The sequence below is a fragment of the Bacillus sp. ISO11 genome, from assembly GCF_003458115.1.
Taxonomy (GTDB): domain Bacteria; phylum Bacillota; class Bacilli; order Bacillales; family Bacillaceae_G; genus Bacillus_A; species Bacillus_A cereus.
Window position 1 is genome coordinate 1 of sequence record NZ_QXCO01000042.1, and the last position, 24,041, is coordinate 24,041.

Sequence of the window (24,041 nt, forward strand, 5' to 3'; positions counted from 1 at the left end):
TTCTGTATATTTTTGAAATGATTGTCCTTTTCTTGCCATAAAAAAATCCCCTCCAGATAAAACAGTATTGAGTCCATCATATCAGATGGACTCTTTTTTTACTGTCTACCTATAGGGGATAATACCAATGTTCCCTCTTTTTTTATAAAGTAAAACTTTAATTAGTGGAGGAGGGCATCATCCACTAATTATTAGCTCACACCAATCGGGATAAAAGTAAGGGGAATGAGAGATGGATATATACTTATTAATCGTCACGTTACTTGCGATCACAATTGTTATTTTAGGGGTATCATGGTGGAAATGGCATGCATTTATTAGTTTAACAGTTGCGAGTTTATTTTTAGCTATTATGTCTGGACTGAACTTAACGAAAATAGTGGCTGCCTATGAAACTGGTGTTGGTAGTGTACTAGGGCATTTAGTTGGTATTTTAGCACTTGGAACAATTTTAGGAAAAATGATGTCCGATTCAGGGGCAGGCATGCAAGTTGCAGATTTCTTTATTCGATTTTTCGGCGTGAAAAAATTACCTTGGGCTATGTTATTTGCAGGGTTTGTTATAGGGATTCCCGTATTTTTTGAAGTGGGGATTGTCATTTTATTACCACTCGTTATTTCCATTCGAAAAACGACGAAGCAAAATATATTATTAATTGCGTTACCTGTCATTGCAGGATTATCTATTGTTCACGGGCTCGTACCACCACATCCAGGGGCGATGACAGCAATCGGTATTTATAACGCGAACTTAGGAAAGGTACTTTTATATTCATTAATTATCGCGTTACCAACAGCCATTATCGCAGGCCCAATATTTGCAAAGTGGGTACATAAGAGGGTTATACCTGAAAATGAACCGGAGCTTGTTCGAGTTACGACAGTATCAACTGATTTGCCAAGTCGTAAAGTTTCATTCTTTATTATTTTATTACCAGTTGTATTGATGATTTTATCAGTAGTTGCACCATATATTTCATTACCGAAAAAATTGACTGAATTTTTTGTGTTTATAGGGAGTCCAGTAATCGCCTTACTTATTTCATGTTTCGCAGCATTTTATTTACTTGGTATCAAACAAGGTATTAATAAAAAGATGATTAAAAAATTAACAGATGAAAGTTTATTGCCTGTCGGTTCTATTATTTTAATAATTGGTGCAGGCGGTGGATTTAAACAAATATTAATTGAAAGCGGCGTTGGAACGGCGATTGCGCAAATGGCAGAACATATTTCGTTATCACCAATTGTATTAGCTTTCATGGTAGCTGGATTAATTCGAATTGCAACAGGTTCAGCTACAGTAGCATTAACGACAGCAGCAGGGATTGTTTCACCAGTTATTCAGCACATGTCTGGTGTGAATTTAGAGTTGCTAGTTATTGCAACCGGTGCAGGATCATTAATGTTTTCTCACGTAAATGATGCAGGGTTCTGGCTTGTAAAAGAGTATTTAGGTTTGACGGTGAAGGAAACGTTTAAAACGTGGACGGTACTCGAGACATTGTTATCATTTATTGCATTTGGTTTTGCTCTTTTGTTGAATATGTTTCTTTAGGGAGAAAAGCCCATTTTAATTAATAAAACCCACAGGAGAAATTCAATTTCTCTGTGGGTTTTGCTATTTTTTAATCGTAGTTACTTACAAATATACAGGGCAAGGTGCTTTTTATATCTTTTTTCTATTGTCCTATTATTTAATAGAACGGACATACTGATTTTCTCCATCGTCTTTGACAAAGACTCCTAGCTCATTCAAATCTTTGCGTAAATGCTTCTTTTTTTTCGAGTTTCCTTCTCGAAGGGCATTTCGTCTTTCATACAAAATAGTATTTATGCTTTTATTAAATCGCGCATCCTCTAATTTCCATAAGCTATACTCATGTTTATAAGGATCTTGTTCCACCCAGGGGAAGCCGTGCATTAAGAAAGTATCTTTAATTTTGATTGGGGTAATGTCAGATGTTTCACGTAACCATTCTCGGTCTTCTTGATCAATGATAACCACTTGACGCTTATCTACAAAAACGGCTTTTACATTTGATCTGGTGATTTGTTTCTTTTGATCGTCCTTATTCACGTGAATGCTTTCCGAAGTAATGTTCATTTTTAAAGCTTCACTATAAATAATTAAAGAAAATAAAATTCCTGCAATAACACCAATTAGCATGAGGATAATAGGAAGCCAGAAGGGATTAATAAAATTTAAAAGTTCTATAATTTTTGAATCAGAAAAGAGAGGAATCTTTTTTATAATCTCTATTAATTTAGGTGAAAAATATCCAATAACGCCTAAAAGGATTGGACTTACTATAGCAAGTAACTTTTCTAAAAAACCTAATCCAATGACAGATGCCTTTTTCATGTGTAGTTCATCCTTTCTTATATATATTTTTTAACCAGGGCATGTTTTAAATAGTGAGTTTTTTCACCATTTTTATGAGCTCATCTGAGTAATTTTCTATGGATATAGATGAATTTGCCTTCAACATTCTTTCTTCGATTGCTCCTAAAATAAATGAAGCTAATGTGTCGGTTTGAAAAGAGTTAGAAAACACACCATTTTGTTGTCCAGTCTTCAAAATATCTAATAACATCGTTCTAAGAGCATCCTCTTCGTCGTCTTCGATTCTGTAATAAGGAATGTTCTCTTCATTTCTTGCATTAAAGACAATCTCAATTAAGGCAATATTATTTTTGTAATGAGTTTCTTGATAAGCCAAGTGTGCTTCAATAAAAGCCTCTAGTTTATTTATTTCAGATTGAGCTAATAGTACTCGATTACTAATAAATTCATGTTGTTTGGCAACTAAAAATTGTAATGTACGGTTCATAAGGTAAAGCTTATCATTAAAATGATAAGAAATAAGTCCGGTACTAATCTTAGCCTTTTTTGCCACCTTCGTTAAGCTCAAGTTGTTATATCCAACCTCTTCTAATGTATCAATACATGCAAGAATAATTTGTTCACGCCTAGCCTCTGCAATAAAAGAATCAGTCATGCTATTCAACTCCTGATTTATATAATTTGAATGTATAATCAAAAAAATGATTGATCGTTCAATTAAATATTAGTAAGAAATTATTAGTATGTTAAATGTTTTATACCTACATCTTGATAAGGCTCATTTTCTGAAACAAGCCCGTTTTTAGGTAAGCCAAGCTTCCTATTCGCCCTGAAAACATAATATAAATGGAATCCCCTCATTTAGAGCAAGGTGAACTTGTTATGAATGATACTAAAGGAGGAATAGGGTAATGAGCGAAAAGTGTGAACACAGACATGATGATTGTAACCGCAGACATGGTTGCGGAGGCGGTTTTGCGCTTCTAATCGTATTGTTTATTTTATTAATTATCATCGGTGCTAGCTGCTTCGGCGGAGGCGGCGGTTGTGGTTATGGCGGTTACGGCGGCTACGGATATGGTGGCTACGGCGGATATTGCTGCTAATTATTAAAAACTATTGAAAATGGCCTTGTGCAATATGCACAAGGCCATTTTATTCATATTTTTATATGCTGTGATAATTTATTAATGTATAGAGAGCGGATTAAGAAGAAGAAAATAATCTCGATAATCCCGAAAAAGGTGAGTACGATACATGTCTCTTTTAGTAATGAGAAAGAAAACATGCTTTGTAAAAACTTAACCGCAAATAACGTGTGAACACCAGCAACGATGTAAGGTACGAAAAATAAAATTCCTAATTGAATTGTTGCAGAGCGAAACATTTCTGATTCAGTTAAGCCAAGCTTTGTAATTGTAATATACTTTTGTCTTTCAGTTGTTAAGTCATTATACATACGGAAGTATAGAACACTAGCCGCACCGATAAAGAAAATAAAGCCGAGAAATGCCCAAATAAAAAATTGAGCAACTGCATTTCCTTTACCGTAAATAAGTTCATCCGTAGCCGTATGTATGAAGAAAGGAACTTGAGCGTTCTCTTCAGTATGCTTTTCGTAGAACTCACGTGCATCACCACTAATAACACGTAACATATTTTTTGTTGGAACGATTGCATTTTCCCAGTTTTCTACGAAATAGTTATAGATTACAGTTGTTTCAATATGAGGAATCATATTATCAAATACATAATCTTGTACGACAGCTAAATGAGGGAATGCAAATGATGGTTCGATTCCCTTATTAATAAACCCTTTAATATGAAATTCTTTTTTATTAGATCCAAGTGTAATCGTATTTTGCTTTGCAAATGGATTAGATACGAGATCGAGAAGTTCTGGTGAGTGGCGAGAAATAATATACACTTCTGTAGAATCAATTGTTATTTCCGGTCTTTTCAATTGTTTAGCAATTGCGTTATAATCACTCATCTTCATAAGCATAATATCTTCTTTGGAAGCTGTATCTTTTAATACTGTAAACTTATATTTTTTGTAAAGAAAATTATTAGTTGTAAGCTCCGTTTCAATTGTAGAAATATGCTTTTGTTCAAGGGAATTGTCACCTTCTGATGTATACGTGAAGGGAACGGGATATCGCTCTAATACTGATGCCTTCGTATTGTTATTAGCGGCGAATAATCCAATAATAATCGTAAATGCAAGTGCAGATAGCATAGAAACAATAAAGAGTACATTAATATTACTGCGTGTACGAGAAACTAAATCTGAAATCCATAACATATTTATTTGTTTCAAATAAAACTTTCTGCGCTTCTTTAAAATATAGATGAAAAGAAGGAATGTTTGTGAAAAGAATAAATATGTCCCGACTATTACGAGCGGTAAAATAGATAACATAATAAAAAAGACAGATCCATTTTGCACATTTTTTTCCGTTACGTAGCCTCGCGGATAACCAGCGATATAATAGCATAGCCCTAAACAAATTAAAGCGAATAAAGAGATGAGTATAGATGGTCTTTTTTCAGCTGGCATTTTCTTGTTCCCTTTAATGAGGTGGGCTGTCTTTCGAGTACGAATAAACATTGGTGTAAATGTAGAAACGATTAAAAATAAAATGATAAACGTTACGGTTGTAACGATAATCGCTTCTGTTGGCCAATATAAATAGAGACCTTTCGCACTTGTTAATTTCGAAGTGACTAATAAGAAAAAGTTAGAAAATACAAGTCCACCTTGAATGCCGATAAAGATAGATAATATCCCAATTATCATGTTTTCGGTAAATAACAATCTTTTTAATTGTCTCTGTGAGATACCAAGAATAGTGAGTATCCCGAATTGCTGCTTCCGAACATTTAAAAATGTTCCAATTGAATATAAGAGAAAGAAGAACGAGAACATAACGATCACAAGTTGTGCTGTACTAGCTAAGTTCATTAGAGGATCACGTTCTTGAAAGCTTTGTACACTCTGTAAGCGCGGATGATACGCGTATACAGTAAATGAAAAGAAAACCATGATAGAAAAAGCACTACTTACAAAGTAGGCGAAATATGCTTTCGAATTACGTGAGACATTTTTAAATGCGAATTGCCAAAATGTCATCCACGTCTTCCTCCTAATAACGCTAGAACATCTAATATTTCTTGATAAAATTTCTCGCGATATAATCCGCGGTGTAGTTCATTGTAAAGCTCTCCATCTTTAATGAAAATAACACGGTTACAATAACTTGCTGCAAACGGATCGTGCGTAACCATTAAAATCGTTGCATCTTCTTCTTTATTTAATTTCGTAAATAACTCCATTACGTCAATTGCCGCTTTTGAATCTAAGTTTCCTGTCGGTTCATCGGCTAGTAAGAGAGAAGGGTGATGAATAACAGCACGTGCTACTGCGGTACGCTGTGCTTGTCCCCCAGAAACTTCAAAAATACGCTTGTCCAAAATATGATCAATTCCAAGCTTTTTTGAAATGTTATCAAGCTTTTCATCCATTTCTTTTAATGGAACATTATCTAATGTTAAAGGTAGTACGATATTTTCACCGATTGTTAGTGTATCTAGTAGGTTAAAGTTTTGGAAAACAAATCCTAACTCTTGTCTTCGGAAAATAGCTAACTTCTCTCTACGAAATGTGTGCGGTTTTTTTCCGTTAATTACGACATCACCAGAAGTCGGAGAATCGATTGTAGAGATAACGTTTAAAAATGTAGATTTTCCGCTACCAGATGGTCCCATAATGGCAACGAATTCCCCTTTATCCACGTGTAAATTTATATTTTTTAAAGCAGTATGAGGGACTTTCCCCTCATATACTTTTGAGACGTTTTTTATGTGTAATACTTCTTCCATAGTAATCACCTTTCTACTTTTTAAAACTTAATGTGTTGTGATAATTTTTGCATATAAAAGGAACGAATTAAAAGGAAAAATAAAATTTCAACTGTTCCAAAAATCAACAGTACGACTGTAATTTCAGCGAAGAACGAGAGATGTAATATTTCTTGTAGCATCTTTGTCGCAAACATCGTATGGATTGATGCCATAATGTAAGGTACGAAGAAAAGAATCGCAAGCTGAATTGTCGCTGAACGTTTCATTTCAGTCTCAGTTAAGCCGATTTTCGTAATCGTTATATATTTTTCTTGTTCATTTGTTAAATCTGTATACATCCGGAAGTAAAGAACACTGCCAGCACCGATAAAGAAAATAACTCCTAGGAAAGTACCAATTAAGAAGAACGAAGCGACATTTAGTTTTGTCTTATATAGAGAATCGCTCGCTTCACTTGCATGGAAAGGTGGATGCTCTGCTTGAATTGCTGCATTATCGTTATGGATTTTTGTTATAAACGATGAACCGATATTATGTGCTTTTTCCCAATCTGTAACTTTGAAGTTATATACACTCATTTGTTTGGAAAAGGTGGATAAGGCTTCTACATTTTCATCAGATAGTATGAGTAATTGGTATATTAAGCTGTTTGGGAATGGGCTATAACTTTTATATTCTTTCACTTGTAGTTGTAAATTGTTTTGAGTAAGTGTAAGAGTATTTTTCTGTTCTTTATTATGGAGCGTTCCAATAACTTGATCATCTAAGTCTTTCATAAGAATATAAGATTCATTCTTATTGACCGTGAGCGTTTCCCAATTTAAAGCCTTAGCAAGTACATTATAGTCACTTTGTTTAATGGCATAATAGAGCTGCGTGTTATCTTCAGCTGAAGATACTTCATATATATCTGTTTTAAATTTTGTATAAGTAAAGTGCTCTTCATTAAATTTCTGCTCTAACCAGTTTAAATGTTCATCAGCTAACGTATTTTCAGTATGCGATAAATAAGTAAACGGGAAAGGATTTTGTCTAATCGCATCAAACTTTGTAAATTTCCCGAAGCCATATAAGAATGTAATCATTGTAAAAGCGAGCGTCGATAGCATCGCTACAATAAAGAGCATGTTAATGTTTGTCCGAATACGTGATGCTAGATCTGAAATCCAAAGCATATTAATTCGTTTCATATAAAACTTTCTTCGTGTTTTTAAAATACGAATAAGTAAAAAACTAATTTGTGAAAAGAAAAAGTATGTTCCAGCTGCAATAAGCGATGGGATGACAAATATACTAGAGACGGCATATAAAAGCCCAATTATGTCACCTAGCGACATAAAATACAGCGGATTTGCGGCTAACGCATATCCACATATTAAACAGGTCGCACCAAATAGAGAGATGAGCACGGATGCTTTTCTTTCTTTTTGTTGTTTTCCTTCTTTTAAAAGACGTACGGCTTTTCTCGTGCGAATGAGCATCGGTGTAAAAGATGATACGAGAATGAAGAGGCCGAGAAAGATGATGATAGTTAAAACGATAGCACTTGTAGGCGGATATAAATATAAACCAGGTACGTGTGTAATTTTGGCGGTAACTAACAAAAAGAACTGTGAAAAGACAAGTCCAAGTTGAATGCCAAAAAATATAGAAAGAGCACCAATTAACATATTTTCTATAAATATGAGTCGCTTTAATTGTTTTTGAGATATGCCAAGCACTGTTAAAATCCCGAACTGTTTTTTTCGTACTTTTAAAAACGTCCCGATTGAATACAGTAAAAAGAAAAATGAAAAGAACACAATGACAACTTCTGAAATTGTCATTAATATGTTCAGAGAAAAATTCACGTCTGTCATATGCAATTTAGGATGAAATAAATAAACTGCAAATGAGAAAAAGATTGCGATGGAGAACGCACTGCTTACAAAATAGGCGAAATAAGCTCTGGCGTTTCTTGTGACGTTTTTAAATGCAAACTGCCAAAATGTCATTCACCTAAACCTCCTAATAGGGTGAAGATGAAAAGAGTATGAGAGATACTCTTTTCATCAAGTTTGTTTTAAATATTTTGTCCACTCGTGTAATGTGATAATTTTTGCATATAAAGTGAACGAATGAATAAGAAAAATACGATTTCAACGAATCCAAAAATAATAAGAACGGCTGAAACTTCTTTGAACAGAGATAAACCAATTACATCTTGTAGCATTTTTGTTGCGAACATTGTATGAATGGATGCCATAATGTACGGAATGAAAAATAAAATACTAAGTTGAATGGTTGCAGATCGTTTCATCTCTGTATCTGTTACACCGATTTTAGAAATCGTTATATATTTCTCTTGTTCGTTCGTCAAATCCGTATACATTCTAAAGTAAAGAACGCTACCAGCTCCAATGAAGAAAATAACTCCTAAAAATGTCCCGATTAGGAAGTACGCGGCACTACCTGATGTTATTTTGTATAACGATCCTGCTGATTCAAAGGATCGAATAAGAGGCCCTTCATACTGGTATTTATTTCGATCTTTTTGTACCTTTTCTATAAAATTATCAGCAATTTCATATGTCTGTTCCCAGTTTTGAATTTTGTAATTGTATGCTGATATATGTTTTACGGTGTTAGGTAAGTTATTTACGATAACATCAGGCAACACTATCGTTTGATATGAAAAGTCAGATGGGATTGCGTTTACATGCTCATAGCCTTTAACTCTTAATTTCGTATTTGTACTAGAGAGTGTAATGTAATCTCTATTGTAGCTTTGCTCAAATTCGTTGAATATGGTGATATAAGATGTCCCTGTTAGCACATATGCTTCGTTATCATCCATAAATAGTTGTTTCATTCGTAAAGAATTCGCAAGTTTGTTATAGTCACTTTGCTTAATTGCGTATACGTCATTATAAATAGCTATATCTTTATCTTCTTTTAGTGGTGTTTCATATATATCAGCTTTTATTTTTTGATAAGGGAAATGCTCTTTTTGTAATTGTTGCTCAAGCCAATTTAAATGCTCTGTAACAAAAGGGTTCGCATCATAAGAGAAATAAGAAATTGGGAAAGGGGAAGTTCTATTCACCTCTAGCTTAATAAATTTCCCGAATCCATATAGGAACGTGATCATTGTGAAAGCAATTGTAGAGAGCATCGCTACAATAAAAAGCATATTAATATTCGTCCGAATACGGTTTGCTAAATCTGAAATCCAAAGCATATTAATCCGTTTCATATAAAATCTTCTTCTTTTCTTTAAAATATAAATCAGTAAGAAACTAATTTGAGAAAAGAAAAAATATGTTCCTATTGTAACAAGCATTGGGATAACGAAAATACTCGAAACCATATATATAACACCGATTTGCGGGCTTACTGATACGAAATATTTAGGATTTCCAGCTAACGCATAACCACCAAATAAACAAATCGCACCAAATAATGAAACAAGTATGGATGGTTTTCTTTCTTTTTGTTTTCCACCATTTGTTTTTAAAAGGTGTACCGCTTTTTTTGTACGAATAAGCATTGGTGTGAATGCAGATACAATGATAAAAAGACTAAGGAAAACAATGGTTGTTAAAATAAACGCGTTAGTAGGACCGTATAAATATATTCCTGGAACATGCGTAAGTTTGGCTGTTACTAATAAAAAAAATTGAGAAAAAACAACTCCAAACTGCATGCCGAAAAAGATAGATAAAATCCCGATTAACATATTCTCCATAAAAACAAGACGATGTAATTGTTTTCTTGATATTCCTAAAATGGTCAAAACACCAAATTGTTTTTTTCTAACTTTTAAAAAAGTACCAATGGAATATAGTAAAAAGAAGAAAGAGAAAAATACAATTACTACTTCTGAAAATATCATTAATCCTGAAATTTCAGAGGTCATGTCAAAGTTTTGTAATTTCGGATGGAATAAGTAAACAGCAAACGAAAAGAACACAGCAATGGAAAAGGAACTACTTACAAAGTAAGCAAAATAAGCTCTCGAGTTGCGCGTGACGTTTTTAAATGCAAATTGCCAAAATGTCATAGATTATACCTCCGGCTAGAAGATATAGAAGTAGTTGTATTGCAAAAAATGTATGAGAGTGTGTTCTCATACATTTTGCTTGCATATGTTACGATCATGCTTCGGTCACCTTCTCCGTATGTTCTGCTTGATTATTTGCAGCGTTGTGGAAGATGATTTTAATCGTCGTTCCTTTACCAACTTCAGAATCTAGTTTGACAGAGTGACCTAAATAATCACAAATTTTACTTACAATATAAAGCCCCATACCAGTAGATTCTCCGAATGCGCGACCGTTTTTCCCAGTGTAAAATGGTTCAAATACTCTTCGAATATCTTCTTGCGGAATACCAACACCTTCATCACGAACTTCTAAAATAATATCCTTTCCGTTTCGGTAAGCAGATAAGAAAACTTTCTTTCCGCGCTCACCAGAGTAACGAACAGCATTTGTCATTAACTGATAGATGATAAATTTTAGCCATTTCGCATCAGAAGCAACTTTTAAATCAGAATGGACTTCTAAAACAGGGAAGACACCATTACGAATGAATAGTTCTTTTAATCCGTTAATATTTTTTGTTACCGTATCTTTTAATGAAATCGTCTCAACATGGAAATCTTCATGGAAGTTATTTAACCTAGCCATGTATAAAGCCATATCAAGCCCTTGGTTTAGACGCTCTAATTCTTTTTTAAACTTTGGAATTAAATGCTCGTCTTCCATTTCTAGCACCATAAGCTGCATAACAGAAACAGGTGTCTTCATTTGATGTACCCAGTGGTTAATGAATAATTGATGTTCTTGTTGTTTTACTTCATACGATTGTAGTTCTTTTTGGAAGAGGCGGTACTGCGTACGCACGAGTTCATTGACACCGTGAGGCATCGGAGCAGTTGCTCTTTCAATAAACGCATCTTCCATTTTTTCTGGTTGCTCGCTTAATCTATGGTACATTCTACGATTGCGAACGTAACGGTAAGCGAGGAAACAAATAAATAAATATAAACTTAAAACGACGAAATAAAATTTATTGTTTTGAAATCCATCTACTGCATCATAAAGAACGAAAATGATACCGAAGTTTAAAACGTACAGTAGGAAAAATGCAAAATGATCACGTAAAAATAGCTTCATGCTTATTCACTCCAAGTTGCGTTAAAGCGATATCCAAGTCCACGTACTGTTTCAATAGAGTTCTCAATACCAAGCTCATTAAACTTTTTACGAAGACGCGTAATGTTTACGTTTAATGTATTTTCTTCAACGAAGCTTTCGTCATCCCAAAGCGCAGCTAATAAATCTTCACGGCTTGCTGTACGAGGGAATTTAGATAATAACATTTCAGCTAAAATAGCTTCTTTTTTCGTTAAAAGAACTTGTTCAGATCCGAAGTGAATTTCAGGACGTTCTGGGAATAGTTTTAAACCTTCTACTTCAACGATACGTTCAGAAATATTTGGTGCATAATCACCGTAAATACGGCGTAATTGTCCTTTAATTTTTGCCATTACAACGTCGTAGTGGAATGGTTTTGTAATGTAATCATCCGCACCGCTTTCAATTGCCATAATTTGTTCCATCTCACCAGCACGCGCTGAAATGAAAATAATTGGACAAGTAGATTCATGACGAATTTGACGGCACCAGTAGAAACCATCGAATTTCGGTAAGTTTACATCAAGTAAAACAAGATGTGGTTTCACAGCGTTAAACGATTCCATAATATCATCGAAATTCTCTGCAACAACAGCTTCATAACCGTACTTCTGAATGTGAGATTGCAGTAATGATGAAATATTTGGATCGTCTTCAACGATTAAAATTTTATACATATGTATATTCCTCCTCAGAAAAACAATTGTAGCTATAGTGTATCATGTGTTTCAAGTCTTTTCATTATGTTGAAAGATAAGCTAGTAAACAGTATAGGTTAAAAGTGAGAAAAGTAAAAAGGGCCTCGTATATAATTGACAATCAACTAAAATCATTTTAACATTTAGATAAGTATCTAAATGTCTAATTATCGAAAGGAAGAAAGACATTGAATCAAGCATTCAAAGCATTAGCAGATCCAACAAGGCGAAAAATTTTAGACTTATTAAAAGAAGGTGATCTAACCGCTGGTGAGATCGCTGAACATTTCAATATGACAAAACCAAGTATTTCACACCACTTAAACGCACTTAAAAATGCTGAACTTATTCAAGATGAAAAGAAAGGGCAATTCGTTGTGTACTCTTTAAACACAACGGTCTTTCAAGATTTGTTGACTTGGGTGTTTACATTTACGAATAAGGGGGAAGAGGGGAAATGAGAAAGCATATATTTCCGTTACTATTAATAGCTTTAACGATTATTGCATGGTGCATCGCGTGGCCGCATTTACCGGGAGAGGTTCCGAGTCATTGGAATGTGTCTGGTGAGGTAGATGGGCGTATGTCAAAAATGGGCATGATGATTTTGGATGTTGCAGTTATGGTTTTTATATATGCTTTATTGACTTTATTGCCTAAGATAGATCCTAAGCATGAGAATTATGAGAAATTTTCTAAAGGGTATAATGTAATAAATTATAGCGTATTATTCCTATTATTTTTAGTAAGTATCATTGGAATTGGAGCTGGATTAGGTTATGACATTCCAATGAATAGTACACCATATATTCTTGTTGGTCTTTTATTTATAATCATCGGAAACTATTTACCACAATGTAAACCAAATTACTTTGTAGGTATAAAAACACCGTGGACATTAAGTAACGAGGAAGTATGGAGAAAGACACACCGTTTTAGCGGAAAGGTGTTTGTTATATTAGGAATTATTATGATTCTAAGTGTTTTTGTACCAGTAACGTGGAAATCTTTCGTAATGGTTGGAATTATTATTGGTGCAGTAGGATTAACAATGGGATATTCATATATTGCTTATAAAAAAGAAATAGGGGCCTAATAAAAAATTATGGGGGAGAGAGGATGAAAAGACACGTATTACCATGGAGTTTAATTATTGGCATTGTAATTGGATGGTATATTGTATGGCCATATTTACCAGAACAAATTCCACGCCATTATAATGCAGCAGGAGTAGTAGATGGATATTTTTCTAAAGTAGAAGCAAGTTCTGTTTCAATAGGAAGCATGATGTTGCTGTATTTGATATGGCTAGCTCTTGGGTATATTGACGTAACGAAAGATAAGTATAAACAGCATGCTAAAGTCCTTTCCGCAATCCGTTATGCTATTCTTTTGATAGGATTCGGCTGTAACTTATTTGCGCTATTAGCAGCGTCTAATTATATTGCATCGGGCTCAATTGCATTTAATTTTGGACTTGGAACATTGTTTCTTGTACTAGGTAATTACATGCAACAAACGAAGCCAAACGGGTTAGTAGGCATTCGAATGGACTGGACATTAGAAAATCCTGTAGTTTGGAGGAAAACACATAGATTTGCTTCGAGGGTATTTGTAATAGGTTCACTTTGTATATATGCCGGGGCTTTGCTTCCAGATCCATTTAATATTTTTATAGGGATTGGAATCATATTAATATGCATTATCGTATCAACAATAAAGTCATATAGTATTTATAAAGAAGAGTTGAAAATGTAAATAAAGCTGCTTTTCCTTTTAGGGAAGAGCAGCTTTGTTTTTAGGTTATTCGAATTACTATATTTAATAAGTTATATTCAAATTTTTAATTAACCAAGGCTTTATCAATGACAGAACTGTTATAGGTTGCATTGCTTTAGTGTGATCCATATCATTTCCTCTTAAGATTTCTATATCCCATCCAAGATGTTCTAACTTTTGTTTGTTTTTTTGAAGTATACCAATAATATCAACTACTACATTGCCAAAATTTTCACCGTAAACAATAGTGTCTTTTTCCCCAGAAAACGCTAATCTCGGAATGATTAGTTTATGTTGGATGTTTTGATCATCAAACTCCATCAAATTCTCGTACATTGTAACAAACTGTTTAGTTTGACTCATGTCGATCTTTATCTGTATGTTATCCCAATCAATTTTTTCAGGATTAATATGTGCTTGATCAATAACAGGAGAATTGTGATTATTCACAGCTTGCTCATATGTTTTATTTGTTACTACCATCATTTCTTTATATGGACCATCTATTGGTGGAAACCCGCCCATGATTATACTGTCTAATCTATCCGTTCGAATGGCTAATTGTAACCCAGCTAAAGCTAACCAAGAGTAACCATAATAACTAAACTTATTAATATTCATTTCGTCAGCAATTGTTAATAGGTCTTTTACTATATTTTCAGGTGTGAGATTCTCTGGATTTGGATGTTGCAAACGATGGCCTTCGTAGTCAAAATATAAAATCTGAAACTTATCTATGAGTCCATCAATAAAATGTTTTCCAAATTCAGGATCTACTCCCCACAACTTCAAAGTTTCAGCATCTTGCCCATATACAGATTCTTTAGCAACTGGGAGCATGATTGTTCTAAATTTTGGATTTCCAACCAAACCAACCTTTAATACTGATTCGTCCGTAAGTTTTATGATTTTCTCCATTTCTATCACTCCTAAATTGTTTATACTAAAATCATATAACATTCATGCAATCTTCCGGATTTATGACTTTTTTCTCGTATATATAAGGATTTTATTTGAAATATGTTAATGTAGCACTTTAAGGTTTTACTTTAAAAAGGAGTTAATAAATGGAGACATATAGCCCTAAACAAATTGCAAATGTCTTAAATGTTAGTACAACAACTTTGAGAAGATATGAAGAACAAAATCTCATTCCTGTTGTGCCAAGAACGGAAAGTAATCACCGGTTTTATACATCGATACACTTTCAAGCATTTATTACCATTAGAGCATTATTAAAAGGATATGATATACCTATTGTTTATAAAGTTATGAGGATGATTAAAAACGTAAAGTTTGAAGAAGCACTTTGGTTAATTAATGAACAGCAATTCAATGTTCAGGTGGAGAAAAAACGAGTAGAAGAAATACTAAACATGATTCAAAATGCTGATTTTACTAAATATAAAAATGTAGAGTTAAATGAACGCATGAGCATTGGAGAGGCTGCAAACATAGCAGGCGTAAATACTTCGGCTATCCGTCATTGGGAACATGAAGGGTTAGTCCACTCAGAAAGAAATAAAGAAAACGGTTATAGAATGTTTCCAATATCTGAACTGCGTAAAATACTGGTTATAAGCAGTTTGAGAAAAACCGTGTATTATATAGAAAATATGAAAAGCTTGCTAGATGATTTAGAAACATTACACTATGGAAAAATTGAACGTTCCTTTCAGTTGGCTTTAGAAAACTTGAACAATCAACTATTACTCCAATTTAAAGGAATCGAAGAACTGATGAAATATATACACTTTTACGAGTAAGCAAATATGTAAAAAGAGCTAGGCACAATGCTTAGCTCTTTTCCTTTTGTTATCACTTCTTCAAAACCGGTATCCAAATTTCACTTTTAAAGTTTGGAGAAGATATATCTTTCTGTTTATTCCACAATATCTCCGGTCCTTCCGCTAGTTCATAGTTCGAAGAAGGGAACCATTCAGAGTAAATACGTCCCCATACATTTTGTAATGCATCAGGAAATGGACCGACAGCTTCGAATATAGCCCATGTTGAAGCAGTAACTTCAAGCTGTTTAAACTGCTCTGGACAATCCTTTGTTGTGGCTACTCCAATGTAGTGATCGAGTTCGCCTTTTTCCTCCATTCTTCCTTCAGAAAAGTTAGTAGAAGCACTAATGATTCCAGTAGGTTCAATGTTTGAAAGGGACTTTAATGTTTGAATAGAATCTGGGTTTAAACTTTTCCACATAGAAGCAATTTCTTCATTTACACCGTTAAAAACGATTGGTACTCGTTTTGTAATACCTATAATTCGAAATGGCTCTTTTTCTTCAATTCGATAGTTCATTTCATTTCCTCCTTGAATGGATAATTGGAAGGTCATTGGTGAATAAGCCTTCAAAGAATGGCTACTATTTCGGGCCTCTGAAGGTGTTATACCGTGCAAGTTTTGAAATGCACGGGCGAATGAATCTGGTGAGTTGTAGCCATATTTTATAGCGACATCAATGACTTTTGCATCGCTATTTTTTAGTTCAAAGGCAGCGAGAGTAAGACGTCTACAGCGAATATAATCAGATAGTGATATACCTGCTAAAAACGAAAACATTCTTTTAAAGTGATACTCAGAACAGAGAGCTAGCCTCGCAACTTCTTTAAAATCAATTTCATTCGTAAGGTTATCTTCAATATAGCGCATTGCAGTATTCATATTTTTAAGTGAATCCATATTATGACCTCCTCTGTACATAGAATAGCAGGAACGAAATAGCTCCATCCGACATTTCGTGCACAACTTTGTAGGGGACATTTTTAACCTTACAAAATTGTAATGTTCCTGTAAGGAGAATGAATGGATGGTATGATATCCCAATGTTATAGTAACAAAGTACTTTTGTTCAGTAGGTTAAATTTTTATATCTTTACTTATGCGTCTTACATAACTGTCATGTTTGTGTAAGAAACATCGATAGTGGCAAGAGTAGAGAGTGTATATAGTTGAAAATAGAGAATAGAAGAAATGAGGGATGTCGAGATGAAAACAGTGTTAGAAGCAAAAAATATTGAAAAAGTGTACGACACGGGTGGGAATAAATTTGCAGCGTTAAAAGGTATTAACTTACAAGTAAAAGAAGGTGAGTTCGTTGGAATTATGGGACCTTCTGGTTCTGGTAAGACGACTTTACTAAATGTTCTTTCTACAATTGATAATGCGACGAACGGTGAAATTTTAATTGATGGAAAAGATATTGTAAAGATGAATGATGATAAGTTAGCGTTATTCCGCCGTGATCATTTAGGTTTCATTTTCCAAGATTATAACTTATTAGATACGTTAACGGTGAAAGAGAATATCGCTTTACCACTTGCGTTATCAAAGGTGAAAGCGAGTGAGATTGATCGCCGCGTTCTTGAAATCTCAAAGAAATTCGGTATTGATCATATTTTAAGTCAGTTCCCATATCAAGTATCTGGTGGACAGAAGCAGCGCTGTGCAGCATCGCGTGCAATTGTTACGAATCCAAGTATGATTTTCGGAGACGAGCCAACTGGAGCACTTGATTCTAAATCTGCAACAGATTTACTTGAAAGTATGAAGTCGTTAAATGAATATGATAACTCAACAATTTTAATGGTAACGCACGATGCATTTGCAGCAAGTTATTGTAAACGAGTTATTTTCATTAAAGATGGCGAACTATATAAAGAATTACACCGCGGTGAATCGACGCGTAAACAGTTCTTCCAAAAAATTGTTGACGTAATGTCTTCTATTTCTGGAGGTATGGCTGATGACCTTATCTAGCATTGCCCTCCGCAACATACAGCGGAACTTTAAAGACTACTTTGTATATTTTGCATCTATGATTTTTAGTATCGTTATTTATTTTACATTTAAAGCACTGCAATATAATTCACAAATGGAAAAAGCAGCAGAAGCTTCAAAAAAAATTAGCGGAGCGTTCCAAGTTTCAAGTGTGATGCTTATCATCTTCGTAGCAGTGTTTATTATATATTCGAACGGATTCTTTACACGTAAACGTAAAAAAGAAGTTGGACTCTATTCCTTATTAGGTATTCGTAAAAGACAAATTGGTAAAATGCTCTTTTATGAAAATATGTTAATGGGATTAATGTCATTAGTAATTGGGATTGCGATCGGTAGTGTCCTTTCAAAATTATTCCTTGAGTTATTAGTAAATATGATGGGATTAAATTTAAACGTTCATTTTGAAGTACCGATGGCTGCCATTATTGATACAGCAATTATTTTCTTTGTGATTATTTTATATACATCACTTCAAGGATATCGTTTAATTTATCGCTTTAAGTTAATTGAACTTTTCCGTGCAGAACGTGAAGGAGAAGCAATGCCAAAAGGATCTGTCATTATGGCATTAATTTCAGTTTTCTTAATCGGTTCAGGTTATTTTTTAGCATTAATGTACATGAAAGCAGTTATGTATGCAGACTTTATGGTCGTTGCATTATATATTTTATTAGCGACAGTAGCAGGGACTTATTTACTGTTCATGTTCTTCACAGTATTTGTATTGAAACGTGCAAGAAATAATAAGTCAGCATTTTATAATGGTATGAATATGGTAACGACATCACAGTTACTATATCGTATTAAAGGAAATGCGAAATCACTGGCGACAATCGCTATTTTAAGTGCGGTAACATTAACAGCGGTTGGTACGTCAGTTACGATGTATTACAACACATTTACGCAATCAAAAGTTGCTGCGCCGTATAGTTATTCCTATGAGAAAAAAGATGCAGCATTAGATAAAAAAGTAAATGAAATACTTGCTGGAGAGAAGAATAATCACCCAGTCACATATGAATCAGAAGTTGAAATGATTCCTGTGAAGGGAACATTTAAAGGTGAAAGAGCTGATCAAGTTCTGAACACACACTATAATGTTACGAATCAGTACCAGCTTATTTCTCAATCAAGCTTTAATACACTTGTGAAACATTTAGATGTAGAACCTGTAAATTTAAGTGCGAATGAAGCTTTCGTATATGATAGCTTATATATTGAGAAACTTGATTTTGGTCCTCTTTATACAGGAAATACAGCTGTATTCCCTGTTGGAAACGAGTCAAAAGAATTAAAAATTAAAGGTGTAAATAATAGAAGCCTTACAAATTTAAATGAACTATTTGTAATCGTTCCTGATAAAACATATGAGCAAGTGAAACAAGTAAACGAAACGCGTACTGTAAAAAATATTGATGTAAAAGGTGAGCGAAATAGTAAAGAGTTAACAGCAAAATTAGCAAGCATTATGCCGGCTGGAGAATCAGAAGTTTTAAAACCATTTAACGATTTCTATACAGGATTCCAAATGGGGCTTGAAACAACAGGCTTAATGATGTTTATTGGGTTATTCTTAGGATTAGTATTCCTATTAGCAACAGGCTCAATCATTTACTTTAAACAATTAACAGAAGCAAGTGCTGACCGTGATCGCTACGTTGTTCTTCATAAAATTGGTGTAACGAAGCAAGAGATGAAGAGAGCTATCGCAAAACAAGTGAGCTTTATCTTTGCTATTCCGTTAGTAATTGGTATTTTACACAGCCTATTTGCACTAAAAGGTTTATCAAATATATTACCATTTGAAATTATGATTCCGCTTCTAATTAGTATCGGAGTATACGGCGCGATTTATATTGGATATTACTTCTTAACGGTTCGTTCTTATTATAAGATCGTGAGTGCGAAGTAATAAGGGACAGCTATCGCTAGAGGCGATAGCTGTTTTTTTATTCTTCATAAAATCTTAAGAAATCTCCTCAATTTTTGTTAAGAAATAATAGTTATACTTAGAAACAAGTTAAAAACTATTGAACGAATGAGGAGAGGTTTATATGCAACTCATAACATTCTTACATGAATTTATTAAACATCCGAAACATACTGGTGCAATTGCGCCAAGTTCAAAAATATTAGCAAAGAAAATGGTAGATGTAATTGATTTTAATAAAGCGAAATGCATTGTAGAGTTAGGTCCTGGTACAGGAGTCTTTACGAAAGAAATTATGAAGAGAAAGAAGAAGGAAACAATATTTCTTCTTATTGAAATTAATGAAGTGTTTTGCAAGGAACTAAAGAGAAAATTTAAAGATGAGCAGAACGTCATTGTTGTACACGGTTCAGCCGAAAATATAAAAAAGTATATAGAAGATCTCAATATAGAATGCGTGGATTACGTTTTATCGGGATTACCTTTTACCTCTTTACCAGAAGAAGTTTCAAAGCGTATTTTAAACAATGTAATGGAAGGGATACATGAGAATGGTGAATTTATTACATTTCAATATTCACTTGTGAAAAAAGGATTTATACAGCACTTCTTTCCTGAAATTACGCTAGAGAAAGTGTGGCTCAATTTCCCACCAGCGTATGTCTTTAGCTGTAAAAAAGAGCTAAGGAGAGCATATGCATAATGGAATTACATGAATTATTATCTTATATTGAACAATACGGTTATTGGGCATTATTTTTCTGTTTATGGTTAGGTATTATTGGTATGCCAATTCCAGACGAAATGATCGTAATGAGTGGTGGCTTTGTATCTTCACTAGGGATATTAAGTGTCATTCCTGCATTTTTATTAACATATTTAGGTGTTGTATCTGGGCTTTCTTTAGGTTATATATTAGGGAAAATATTTGGTACGAAAGTACTTGATAAGCTAATGAAAAAGAAAAAGGCGAAATATCTTTTGAAATCTCAACAAATGGTAGAGAAGTATGGTCATTATGCGTTAGTCACAAGTTACTTCATACCAGTTGTAAGACATATCGTACCGTATTTAGTTGGAATGAATAACATGTCATTTAAGACGTATGCTTTGTATTCTTATATGACAGGATTTGTTTGGACACTCGTTTACTTTGTGCTCGGTGCTTTATTTGGACAACATATTGAAAGTATTGTAGCGATCGCGATAGAATATGGTGTGTATTTTGGCGTGATTGTTTTTATAGTTACAGGTATTCTTTATTTATATAGAAAAAAAAGAATCACACTGATGAGTAAATAGAAGTAAAGAAAGTTTCTTCCAGTATGAAGGACAAGATAGGATTATAAGTATAAAATTATCTTTATTTAATGGTAAAATATAGGTAAGTAGTTAAGGGAGGAAGAGCGTTGTGCTACTCATTTTTAGCCTTATCTTAATTGGAATTATGTGCAGTATGAAAATAGTATCCTTACACATGATAGAACGACAAAAGGTAGAGGAACGATATGTATATTGTCCAAAATGTGATACGAAAATTAGAAGAGGAAATTCAGCTCCTTTTTGTTCGAAATGTAATTTAATATTTTAAAAATAAAAAGTCCGAAATCACTTTATATAGTTTCGGACTTTTTATTCTTAAGTAAACATTAATCCACCTAGTTCTCTTTCGTTTGTTTATTAGCTAAAATGGATTATGAATAACAATAGTATGTAAACGAAAATAAATATAAATGTACACATGGAGTGTTATATTTGGAGATTTTAATCATAGTAGGATGCCTAAACTGTATGGATGTTAACCTTTTTAGAGAAAGATATCCCAGCTAATTTAGTTTGGAAGATTGAAAGAATAGATTGAAAATAGATGAGAAGTGGAGTGCATATGATGGAGACACAAATCGTTATTGGAGTACCTGGTTTATGGAAAGATAGAACAGAATTAATACAAGAAGTTGTGAGTAAAAGTAACTATATATTAGCGGGAAATGTTATGCACCATAAGGAGAAAGAGATTGGCTTTGAAATTGATATATATGAACAAGACCCTTCTTTGAGAGAGGCTTTCTTCTATGCAGGTGGTGAGCGTTTTGATGAAGAATTGCTTCAGGAGTTGGAGAAGCATACTTATACAGTGTATGTTATTGCAAAAGTTGACGATACAGAGAGATTACAAGAAGTAATTGATGTAGGAATGGAACTTTTAAATGCAGGTGGACTTGCTTTAAAAGTTGAAACAGCAGGTATGGCTTATTCGAAAGAAGAATGGCAAGAGCTTGCAGAGGATAAGGAAATATTCCCGATGTATTCGCACCTTGTAACTTTAGTTGGAGATGAAGAGGACGGCTACTATTCATGTGGAATGCAAGCATTTAATCTACCAGACGTTGTTTTAGACGGATGGATAGATCCGGAAGTAGCTGTAGATTTATTAAATGATTTTAACCTACATAATATATTGGAAAAACCTAATTTGAAAGATGGAGATACAATTAGTTTCACAGAAGATGCTCCAGTGTATCTTTTATCTCATTATATAGATAATCGTTATGAACAAGAGAATCCATTTTATAATCCGTGTGGGGTATGGAAGTTAGAGAGTGCTTCGGCAAAGAAATCTATCTTTCAAAAATTGGGGAGTGTGCTAAAAGGATGGAAAAATACATAAAAGAACAGAGGAGTATATGTGATAAATATAAAGCGGAGTATGTAGAATCTCCGAATGACTTGAAATTAGGAGTAGCGCAAAATGTGAAAGATGGTATCGCTCCGATTAATGGGTTACGAATGCCTATAGAAAACGGAACGACAGGTTGGTACATTTGGGCTGGTGAAGAAATGGGGACAGAAGAAGATTTCTTTCTTCCTTTACACGTTCAACATATTGATGAATGGGCACCTGAAATAAAGAAGTATTTAGGGTTACCACCTGGTTGGAGATTTTTAATTGCTGGAGATTACGAGGACGTGTGGTATGATCCGAATTTGTTTGATGAAGATTTAGAAGAGGATGCAGATGAATGGGAAGAAAATATGCTACAAGAGTATGGATGGTACATGCATAGCATATTAGCAGAAGATATTGATGGCATCCATGCTAATTATCATACGCATGGTCTAAGAGATAACTTTAATCATCAAGATTTACAAATAGCATTAAATATGGATCCTGAAGTCGCGCATAGTGTTTTTTGTACCATAATAGAAGAAATAAAGAGAGGAAAAAAGTTTGAACAAGGGATTGAGTATACGAATATTATTGAAGGATATCCCATTATTATGAAGTCTTTCGTAGAGATGGATCGAGAAGTTTTGAGGGTTTTATTACCTGATGAAAGAGGGATTCTTCCTACGAGGCCAGAGTGTGATGAATGTTATAAGACTCAATTGGATGATATTGAGGAGAGTTGATAAAAAAGAGCTTGAAACTATTCAAGCTCTTTTTTTATCACTATTTATGTCCTAAAATATGCTCAATCTCATGCAAACTTAATTTACTTGCCTTAGCAATCGTTTCAAGTGGTATACCAAGATCATACATATTTTTAATCATTTGAATTTTTCCCTGCTGAACTCCTTCTTTTCGACCTTGTTCAATGCCCTGTTCAATGCCCTGTTCAATGCCTTTTTCAATGCCTTTTTTAATTCCTTGTTTCATCCCTTGTTCCATTCCTCTTTTTATTCCTTCTGTCTCTGCATGGGCGAATTTTGCTGCTTCATCCATTAAAACTTTCTCCCTTGCGTCATAGGCTTGTCGGAAAGATGAATCTTGACTCATACGTTCCCATTTATTTATCGCTTTTTGTAAAATAGGGTCTTGGTTCATAGCAATATCCTCCAATAGTTTAGTTAAGTGCTCATCCTCATTTGCTGAAAGCAATAAAAGCCAACGAACAAATGGATCTTTCCACGGATTTACTTTTTCTTCATGCCATTGTTCAGTTAACTTTGGAATTTCTATAATGTGGATTTCAATGTCGTCACTCAGGAGTTTTTGTTGTTGTGTATTCCATAATATGCTTGTTGTATGGAAGGCTGGGTGTTCCGAAAACATTACGAAGTTTAGTAAGTTTATGGTGATGGTTTTGTGAAGTGCACTGTAGGGCATCCCTTTTTGTAGTTGAGATGTGTATAGTCTTCCCCAATAATATAAACTGCGTTTAACCATATCGTGATTATTATTGAGTTGTATTTCTACATTGACTTTTGTTCCTGTGTCTAATGTTGCTGAAATGTCTAAAATAGATAACTTATCCTCTTCATATTCCCTGTGTAAATGTGGATCTTCTAGTTGTAGAGAAGCAATGGGCGACTCTAAAGACTCTTGTAACATAGCATTTAAAAATGCAATTAGAATATCTTCGCTACCATTCGTACCAAACAATTGTTTAAATGCAAAATCAATGCGTAAATTAACTAACTGTTGGTTGAACAAAGTTTGTCCTCTCCCT

General features: G+C 33.9%; 24 protein-coding genes. 13 read left to right on the forward strand and 11 right to left on the reverse strand.

Features of this window, described 5'->3' with window-relative positions; translation table 11 throughout:
* Positions 1 to 232: 232 nt before the first annotated feature.
* Complete coding sequence (gntP, locus tag D1166_RS27555; protein WP_000356187.1) at positions 233 to 1,558, forward strand: gluconate permease GntP; 1,326 nt, start codon at positions 233 to 235, stop codon at positions 1,556 to 1,558.
* A 135-nt stretch (positions 1,559 to 1,693) separates the two neighbouring features.
* Here gntP and D1166_RS27560 read toward each other — a convergent pair whose 3' ends face one another.
* Complete coding sequence (locus D1166_RS27560) at positions 1,694 to 2,365, reverse strand: YqeB family protein (RefSeq protein ID WP_097861721.1); 672 nt, start codon at positions 2,363 to 2,365, stop codon at positions 1,694 to 1,696.
* 46 nt (positions 2,366 to 2,411) lie between these two features.
* Positions 2,412 to 3,002 carry a TetR/AcrR family transcriptional regulator gene (locus D1166_RS27565; protein WP_000132246.1) on the reverse strand — a complete coding sequence of 197 codons (591 nt, stop codon included), beginning with the start codon at positions 3,000 to 3,002 and terminating at the stop codon, positions 2,412 to 2,414.
* A 256-nt stretch (positions 3,003 to 3,258) separates the two neighbouring features.
* Between D1166_RS27565 and D1166_RS27570 the strand changes: the two genes are divergently transcribed.
* The gene (locus D1166_RS27570) at positions 3,259 to 3,453 is read left to right on the forward strand and encodes a YjcZ family sporulation protein (RefSeq protein ID WP_001290395.1); all 195 of its coding nucleotides are present in this window, start codon (positions 3,259 to 3,261) and stop codon (positions 3,451 to 3,453) included.
* Positions 3,454 to 3,506: 53 nt separating this feature from the next.
* On the opposite strand, the gene D1166_RS27575 is transcribed toward D1166_RS27570, so the two are convergent.
* From D1166_RS27575 to D1166_RS27600, 6 genes are all read right to left on the reverse strand, one after another.
* Entirely contained in the window at positions 3,507 to 5,480 is a 1,974-nt protein-coding gene (locus tag D1166_RS27575) for an FtsX-like permease family protein (RefSeq protein WP_000144954.1), read from the reverse strand.
* On the reverse strand, positions 5,477 to 6,229 hold the full coding sequence (locus D1166_RS27580) for an ABC transporter ATP-binding protein (RefSeq protein WP_000393250.1): 753 nt from the start codon (positions 6,227 to 6,229) through the stop codon (positions 5,477 to 5,479). The genes D1166_RS27575 and D1166_RS27580 overlap by 4 nt, the downstream gene beginning before the upstream one ends.
* A 20-nt stretch (positions 6,230 to 6,249) precedes the next feature.
* Complete coding sequence (locus D1166_RS27585) at positions 6,250 to 8,205, reverse strand: ABC transporter permease (protein ID WP_097856379.1); 1,956 nt, start codon at positions 8,203 to 8,205, stop codon at positions 6,250 to 6,252.
* Positions 8,206 to 8,273: 68 nt separating this feature from the next.
* On the reverse strand, positions 8,274 to 10,253 hold the full coding sequence (locus D1166_RS27590) for an FtsX-like permease family protein (RefSeq protein ID WP_000145054.1): 1,980 nt from the start codon (positions 10,251 to 10,253) through the stop codon (positions 8,274 to 8,276).
* A gap of 94 nt (positions 10,254 to 10,347) precedes the next feature.
* Entirely contained in the window at positions 10,348 to 11,370 is a 1,023-nt protein-coding gene (locus tag D1166_RS27595; protein ID WP_000765341.1) for a sensor histidine kinase, read from the reverse strand.
* Between the two features lie 2 nt (positions 11,371 to 11,372).
* A complete protein-coding gene (locus D1166_RS27600) occupies positions 11,373 to 12,068 on the reverse strand; it encodes a response regulator transcription factor (protein WP_000276738.1) in 696 nt (231 codons plus the stop codon).
* A 209-nt stretch (positions 12,069 to 12,277) separates the two neighbouring features.
* Here D1166_RS27600 and D1166_RS27605 point away from each other — a divergent pair, with 209 nt between their 5' ends.
* The 3 genes from D1166_RS27605 to D1166_RS27615 are packed head-to-tail and all read left to right on the forward strand — an operon-like array spanning position 12,278 to position 13,847.
* Positions 12,278 to 12,550 carry an autorepressor SdpR family transcription factor gene (locus D1166_RS27605; RefSeq protein WP_001070526.1) on the forward strand — a complete coding sequence of 91 codons (273 nt, stop codon included), beginning with the start codon at positions 12,278 to 12,280 and terminating at the stop codon, positions 12,548 to 12,550.
* The gene (locus tag D1166_RS27610) at positions 12,547 to 13,185 is read left to right on the forward strand and encodes an SdpI family protein (RefSeq protein WP_001225510.1); all 639 of its coding nucleotides are present in this window, start codon (positions 12,547 to 12,549) and stop codon (positions 13,183 to 13,185) included. The genes D1166_RS27605 and D1166_RS27610 overlap by 4 nt, the downstream gene beginning before the upstream one ends.
* 23 nt (positions 13,186 to 13,208) lie before the next feature.
* Positions 13,209 to 13,847, forward strand: a complete 639-nt coding sequence (locus D1166_RS27615; RefSeq protein ID WP_000820680.1) for an SdpI family protein — start codon at positions 13,209 to 13,211, stop codon at positions 13,845 to 13,847.
* Between the two features lie 63 nt (positions 13,848 to 13,910).
* Here the strand turns inward: D1166_RS27615 and D1166_RS27620 are convergent, their stop codons facing one another.
* Positions 13,911 to 14,786 (reverse strand): alpha/beta fold hydrolase, encoded by an 876-nt coding sequence (locus tag D1166_RS27620; RefSeq protein WP_097856378.1) that lies wholly within the window; start codon positions 14,784 to 14,786, stop codon positions 13,911 to 13,913.
* A gap of 149 nt (positions 14,787 to 14,935) precedes the next feature.
* On the opposite strand from D1166_RS27620, the gene D1166_RS27625 reads away from it, so the two are divergent.
* On the forward strand, positions 14,936 to 15,634 hold the full coding sequence (locus tag D1166_RS27625) for a MerR family DNA-binding transcriptional regulator (protein ID WP_061654856.1): 699 nt from the start codon (positions 14,936 to 14,938) through the stop codon (positions 15,632 to 15,634).
* 52 nt (positions 15,635 to 15,686) lie between these two features.
* Here D1166_RS27625 and D1166_RS27630 read toward each other — a convergent pair whose 3' ends face one another.
* A complete protein-coding gene (locus D1166_RS27630) occupies positions 15,687 to 16,559 on the reverse strand; it encodes an AraC family transcriptional regulator (protein WP_000377728.1) in 873 nt (290 codons plus the stop codon).
* Between the two features lie 306 nt (positions 16,560 to 16,865).
* On the opposite strand from D1166_RS27630, the gene D1166_RS27635 reads away from it, so the two are divergent.
* The 7 genes from D1166_RS27635 (at position 16,866) to D1166_RS27665 (ending at position 23,001) form a co-directional block, all read left to right on the forward strand.
* Positions 16,866 to 17,636, forward strand: coding sequence for an ABC transporter ATP-binding protein (locus D1166_RS27635; RefSeq protein WP_000859655.1), 771 nt, complete (start codon positions 16,866 to 16,868; stop codon positions 17,634 to 17,636).
* Complete coding sequence (locus D1166_RS27640; RefSeq protein ID WP_000176154.1) at positions 17,623 to 19,572, forward strand: ABC transporter permease; 1,950 nt, start codon at positions 17,623 to 17,625, stop codon at positions 19,570 to 19,572. Before D1166_RS27635 ends, D1166_RS27640 begins: the two co-directional genes overlap by 14 nt.
* A gap of 142 nt (positions 19,573 to 19,714) precedes the next feature.
* Positions 19,715 to 20,293 carry a class I SAM-dependent methyltransferase gene (locus tag D1166_RS27645; protein WP_001176053.1) on the forward strand — a complete coding sequence of 193 codons (579 nt, stop codon included), beginning with the start codon at positions 19,715 to 19,717 and terminating at the stop codon, positions 20,291 to 20,293.
* Positions 20,293 to 20,892: a DedA family protein gene (locus D1166_RS27650; RefSeq protein ID WP_061654854.1), complete on the forward strand. Its 600-nt coding sequence runs from the start codon at positions 20,293 to 20,295 to the stop codon at positions 20,890 to 20,892. Before D1166_RS27645 ends, D1166_RS27650 begins: the two co-directional genes overlap by 1 nt.
* 109 nt (positions 20,893 to 21,001) lie before the next feature.
* A complete protein-coding gene (locus tag D1166_RS27655) occupies positions 21,002 to 21,181 on the forward strand; it encodes a hypothetical protein (protein ID WP_001986677.1) in 180 nt (59 codons plus the stop codon).
* Positions 21,182 to 21,478: 297 nt separating this feature from the next.
* Complete coding sequence (locus D1166_RS27660; protein WP_118043505.1) at positions 21,479 to 22,258, forward strand: DUF4261 domain-containing protein; 780 nt, start codon at positions 21,479 to 21,481, stop codon at positions 22,256 to 22,258.
* A complete protein-coding gene (locus D1166_RS27665) occupies positions 22,243 to 23,001 on the forward strand; it encodes a DUF4262 domain-containing protein (RefSeq protein WP_097856376.1) in 759 nt (252 codons plus the stop codon). Before D1166_RS27660 ends, D1166_RS27665 begins: the two co-directional genes overlap by 16 nt.
* Positions 23,002 to 23,041: 40 nt before the next feature.
* Here D1166_RS27665 and D1166_RS27670 read toward each other — a convergent pair whose 3' ends face one another.
* Entirely contained in the window at positions 23,042 to 24,025 is a 984-nt protein-coding gene (locus D1166_RS27670) for an Rpn family recombination-promoting nuclease/putative transposase (RefSeq protein ID WP_087948473.1), read from the reverse strand.
* Positions 24,026 to 24,041: the final 16 nt, after the last annotated feature.

Excerpts from the sequence above, each read along its gene's own strand:
- gntP (WP_000356187.1), top strand. The coding sequence starts at position 233 with ATGGATATATACTTATTAATCGTCACGTTACTTGCGATCACAATTGTT.
- D1166_RS27560 (WP_097861721.1), bottom strand. The coding sequence starts at position 2,365 with ATGAAAAAGGCATCTGTCATTGGATTAGGTTTTTTAGAAAAGTTACTT.
- D1166_RS27565 (WP_000132246.1), bottom strand. The coding sequence starts at position 3,002 with ATGACTGATTCTTTTATTGCAGAGGCTAGGCGTGAACAAATTATTCTT.
- D1166_RS27570 (WP_001290395.1), top strand. The coding sequence starts at position 3,259 with ATGAGCGAAAAGTGTGAACACAGACATGATGATTGTAACCGCAGACAT.
- D1166_RS27575 (WP_000144954.1), bottom strand. The coding sequence starts at position 5,480 with ATGACATTTTGGCAATTCGCATTTAAAAATGTCTCACGTAATTCGAAA.
- D1166_RS27580 (WP_000393250.1), bottom strand. The coding sequence starts at position 6,229 with ATGGAAGAAGTATTACACATAAAAAACGTCTCAAAAGTATATGAGGGG.
- D1166_RS27585 (WP_097856379.1), bottom strand. The coding sequence starts at position 8,205 with ATGACATTTTGGCAGTTTGCATTTAAAAACGTCACAAGAAACGCCAGA.
- D1166_RS27590 (WP_000145054.1), bottom strand. The coding sequence starts at position 10,253 with ATGACATTTTGGCAATTTGCATTTAAAAACGTCACGCGCAACTCGAGA.
- D1166_RS27595 (WP_000765341.1), bottom strand. The coding sequence starts at position 11,370 with ATGAAGCTATTTTTACGTGATCATTTTGCATTTTTCCTACTGTACGTT.
- D1166_RS27600 (WP_000276738.1), bottom strand. The coding sequence starts at position 12,068 with ATGTATAAAATTTTAATCGTTGAAGACGATCCAAATATTTCATCATTA.
- D1166_RS27610 (WP_001225510.1), top strand. The coding sequence starts at position 12,547 with ATGAGAAAGCATATATTTCCGTTACTATTAATAGCTTTAACGATTATT.
- D1166_RS27615 (WP_000820680.1), top strand. The coding sequence starts at position 13,209 with ATGAAAAGACACGTATTACCATGGAGTTTAATTATTGGCATTGTAATT.
- D1166_RS27620 (WP_097856378.1), bottom strand. The coding sequence starts at position 14,786 with ATGGAGAAAATCATAAAACTTACGGACGAATCAGTATTAAAGGTTGGT.
- D1166_RS27625 (WP_061654856.1), top strand. The coding sequence starts at position 14,936 with ATGGAGACATATAGCCCTAAACAAATTGCAAATGTCTTAAATGTTAGT.
- D1166_RS27630 (WP_000377728.1), bottom strand. The coding sequence starts at position 16,559 with ATGGATTCACTTAAAAATATGAATACTGCAATGCGCTATATTGAAGAT.
- D1166_RS27635 (WP_000859655.1), top strand. The coding sequence starts at position 16,866 with ATGAAAACAGTGTTAGAAGCAAAAAATATTGAAAAAGTGTACGACACG.
- D1166_RS27640 (WP_000176154.1), top strand. The coding sequence starts at position 17,623 with ATGACCTTATCTAGCATTGCCCTCCGCAACATACAGCGGAACTTTAAA.
- D1166_RS27645 (WP_001176053.1), top strand. The coding sequence starts at position 19,715 with ATGCAACTCATAACATTCTTACATGAATTTATTAAACATCCGAAACAT.
- D1166_RS27650 (WP_061654854.1), top strand. The coding sequence starts at position 20,293 with ATGGAATTACATGAATTATTATCTTATATTGAACAATACGGTTATTGG.
- D1166_RS27660 (WP_118043505.1), top strand. The coding sequence starts at position 21,479 with ATGGAGACACAAATCGTTATTGGAGTACCTGGTTTATGGAAAGATAGA.
- D1166_RS27665 (WP_097856376.1), top strand. The coding sequence starts at position 22,243 with ATGGAAAAATACATAAAAGAACAGAGGAGTATATGTGATAAATATAAA.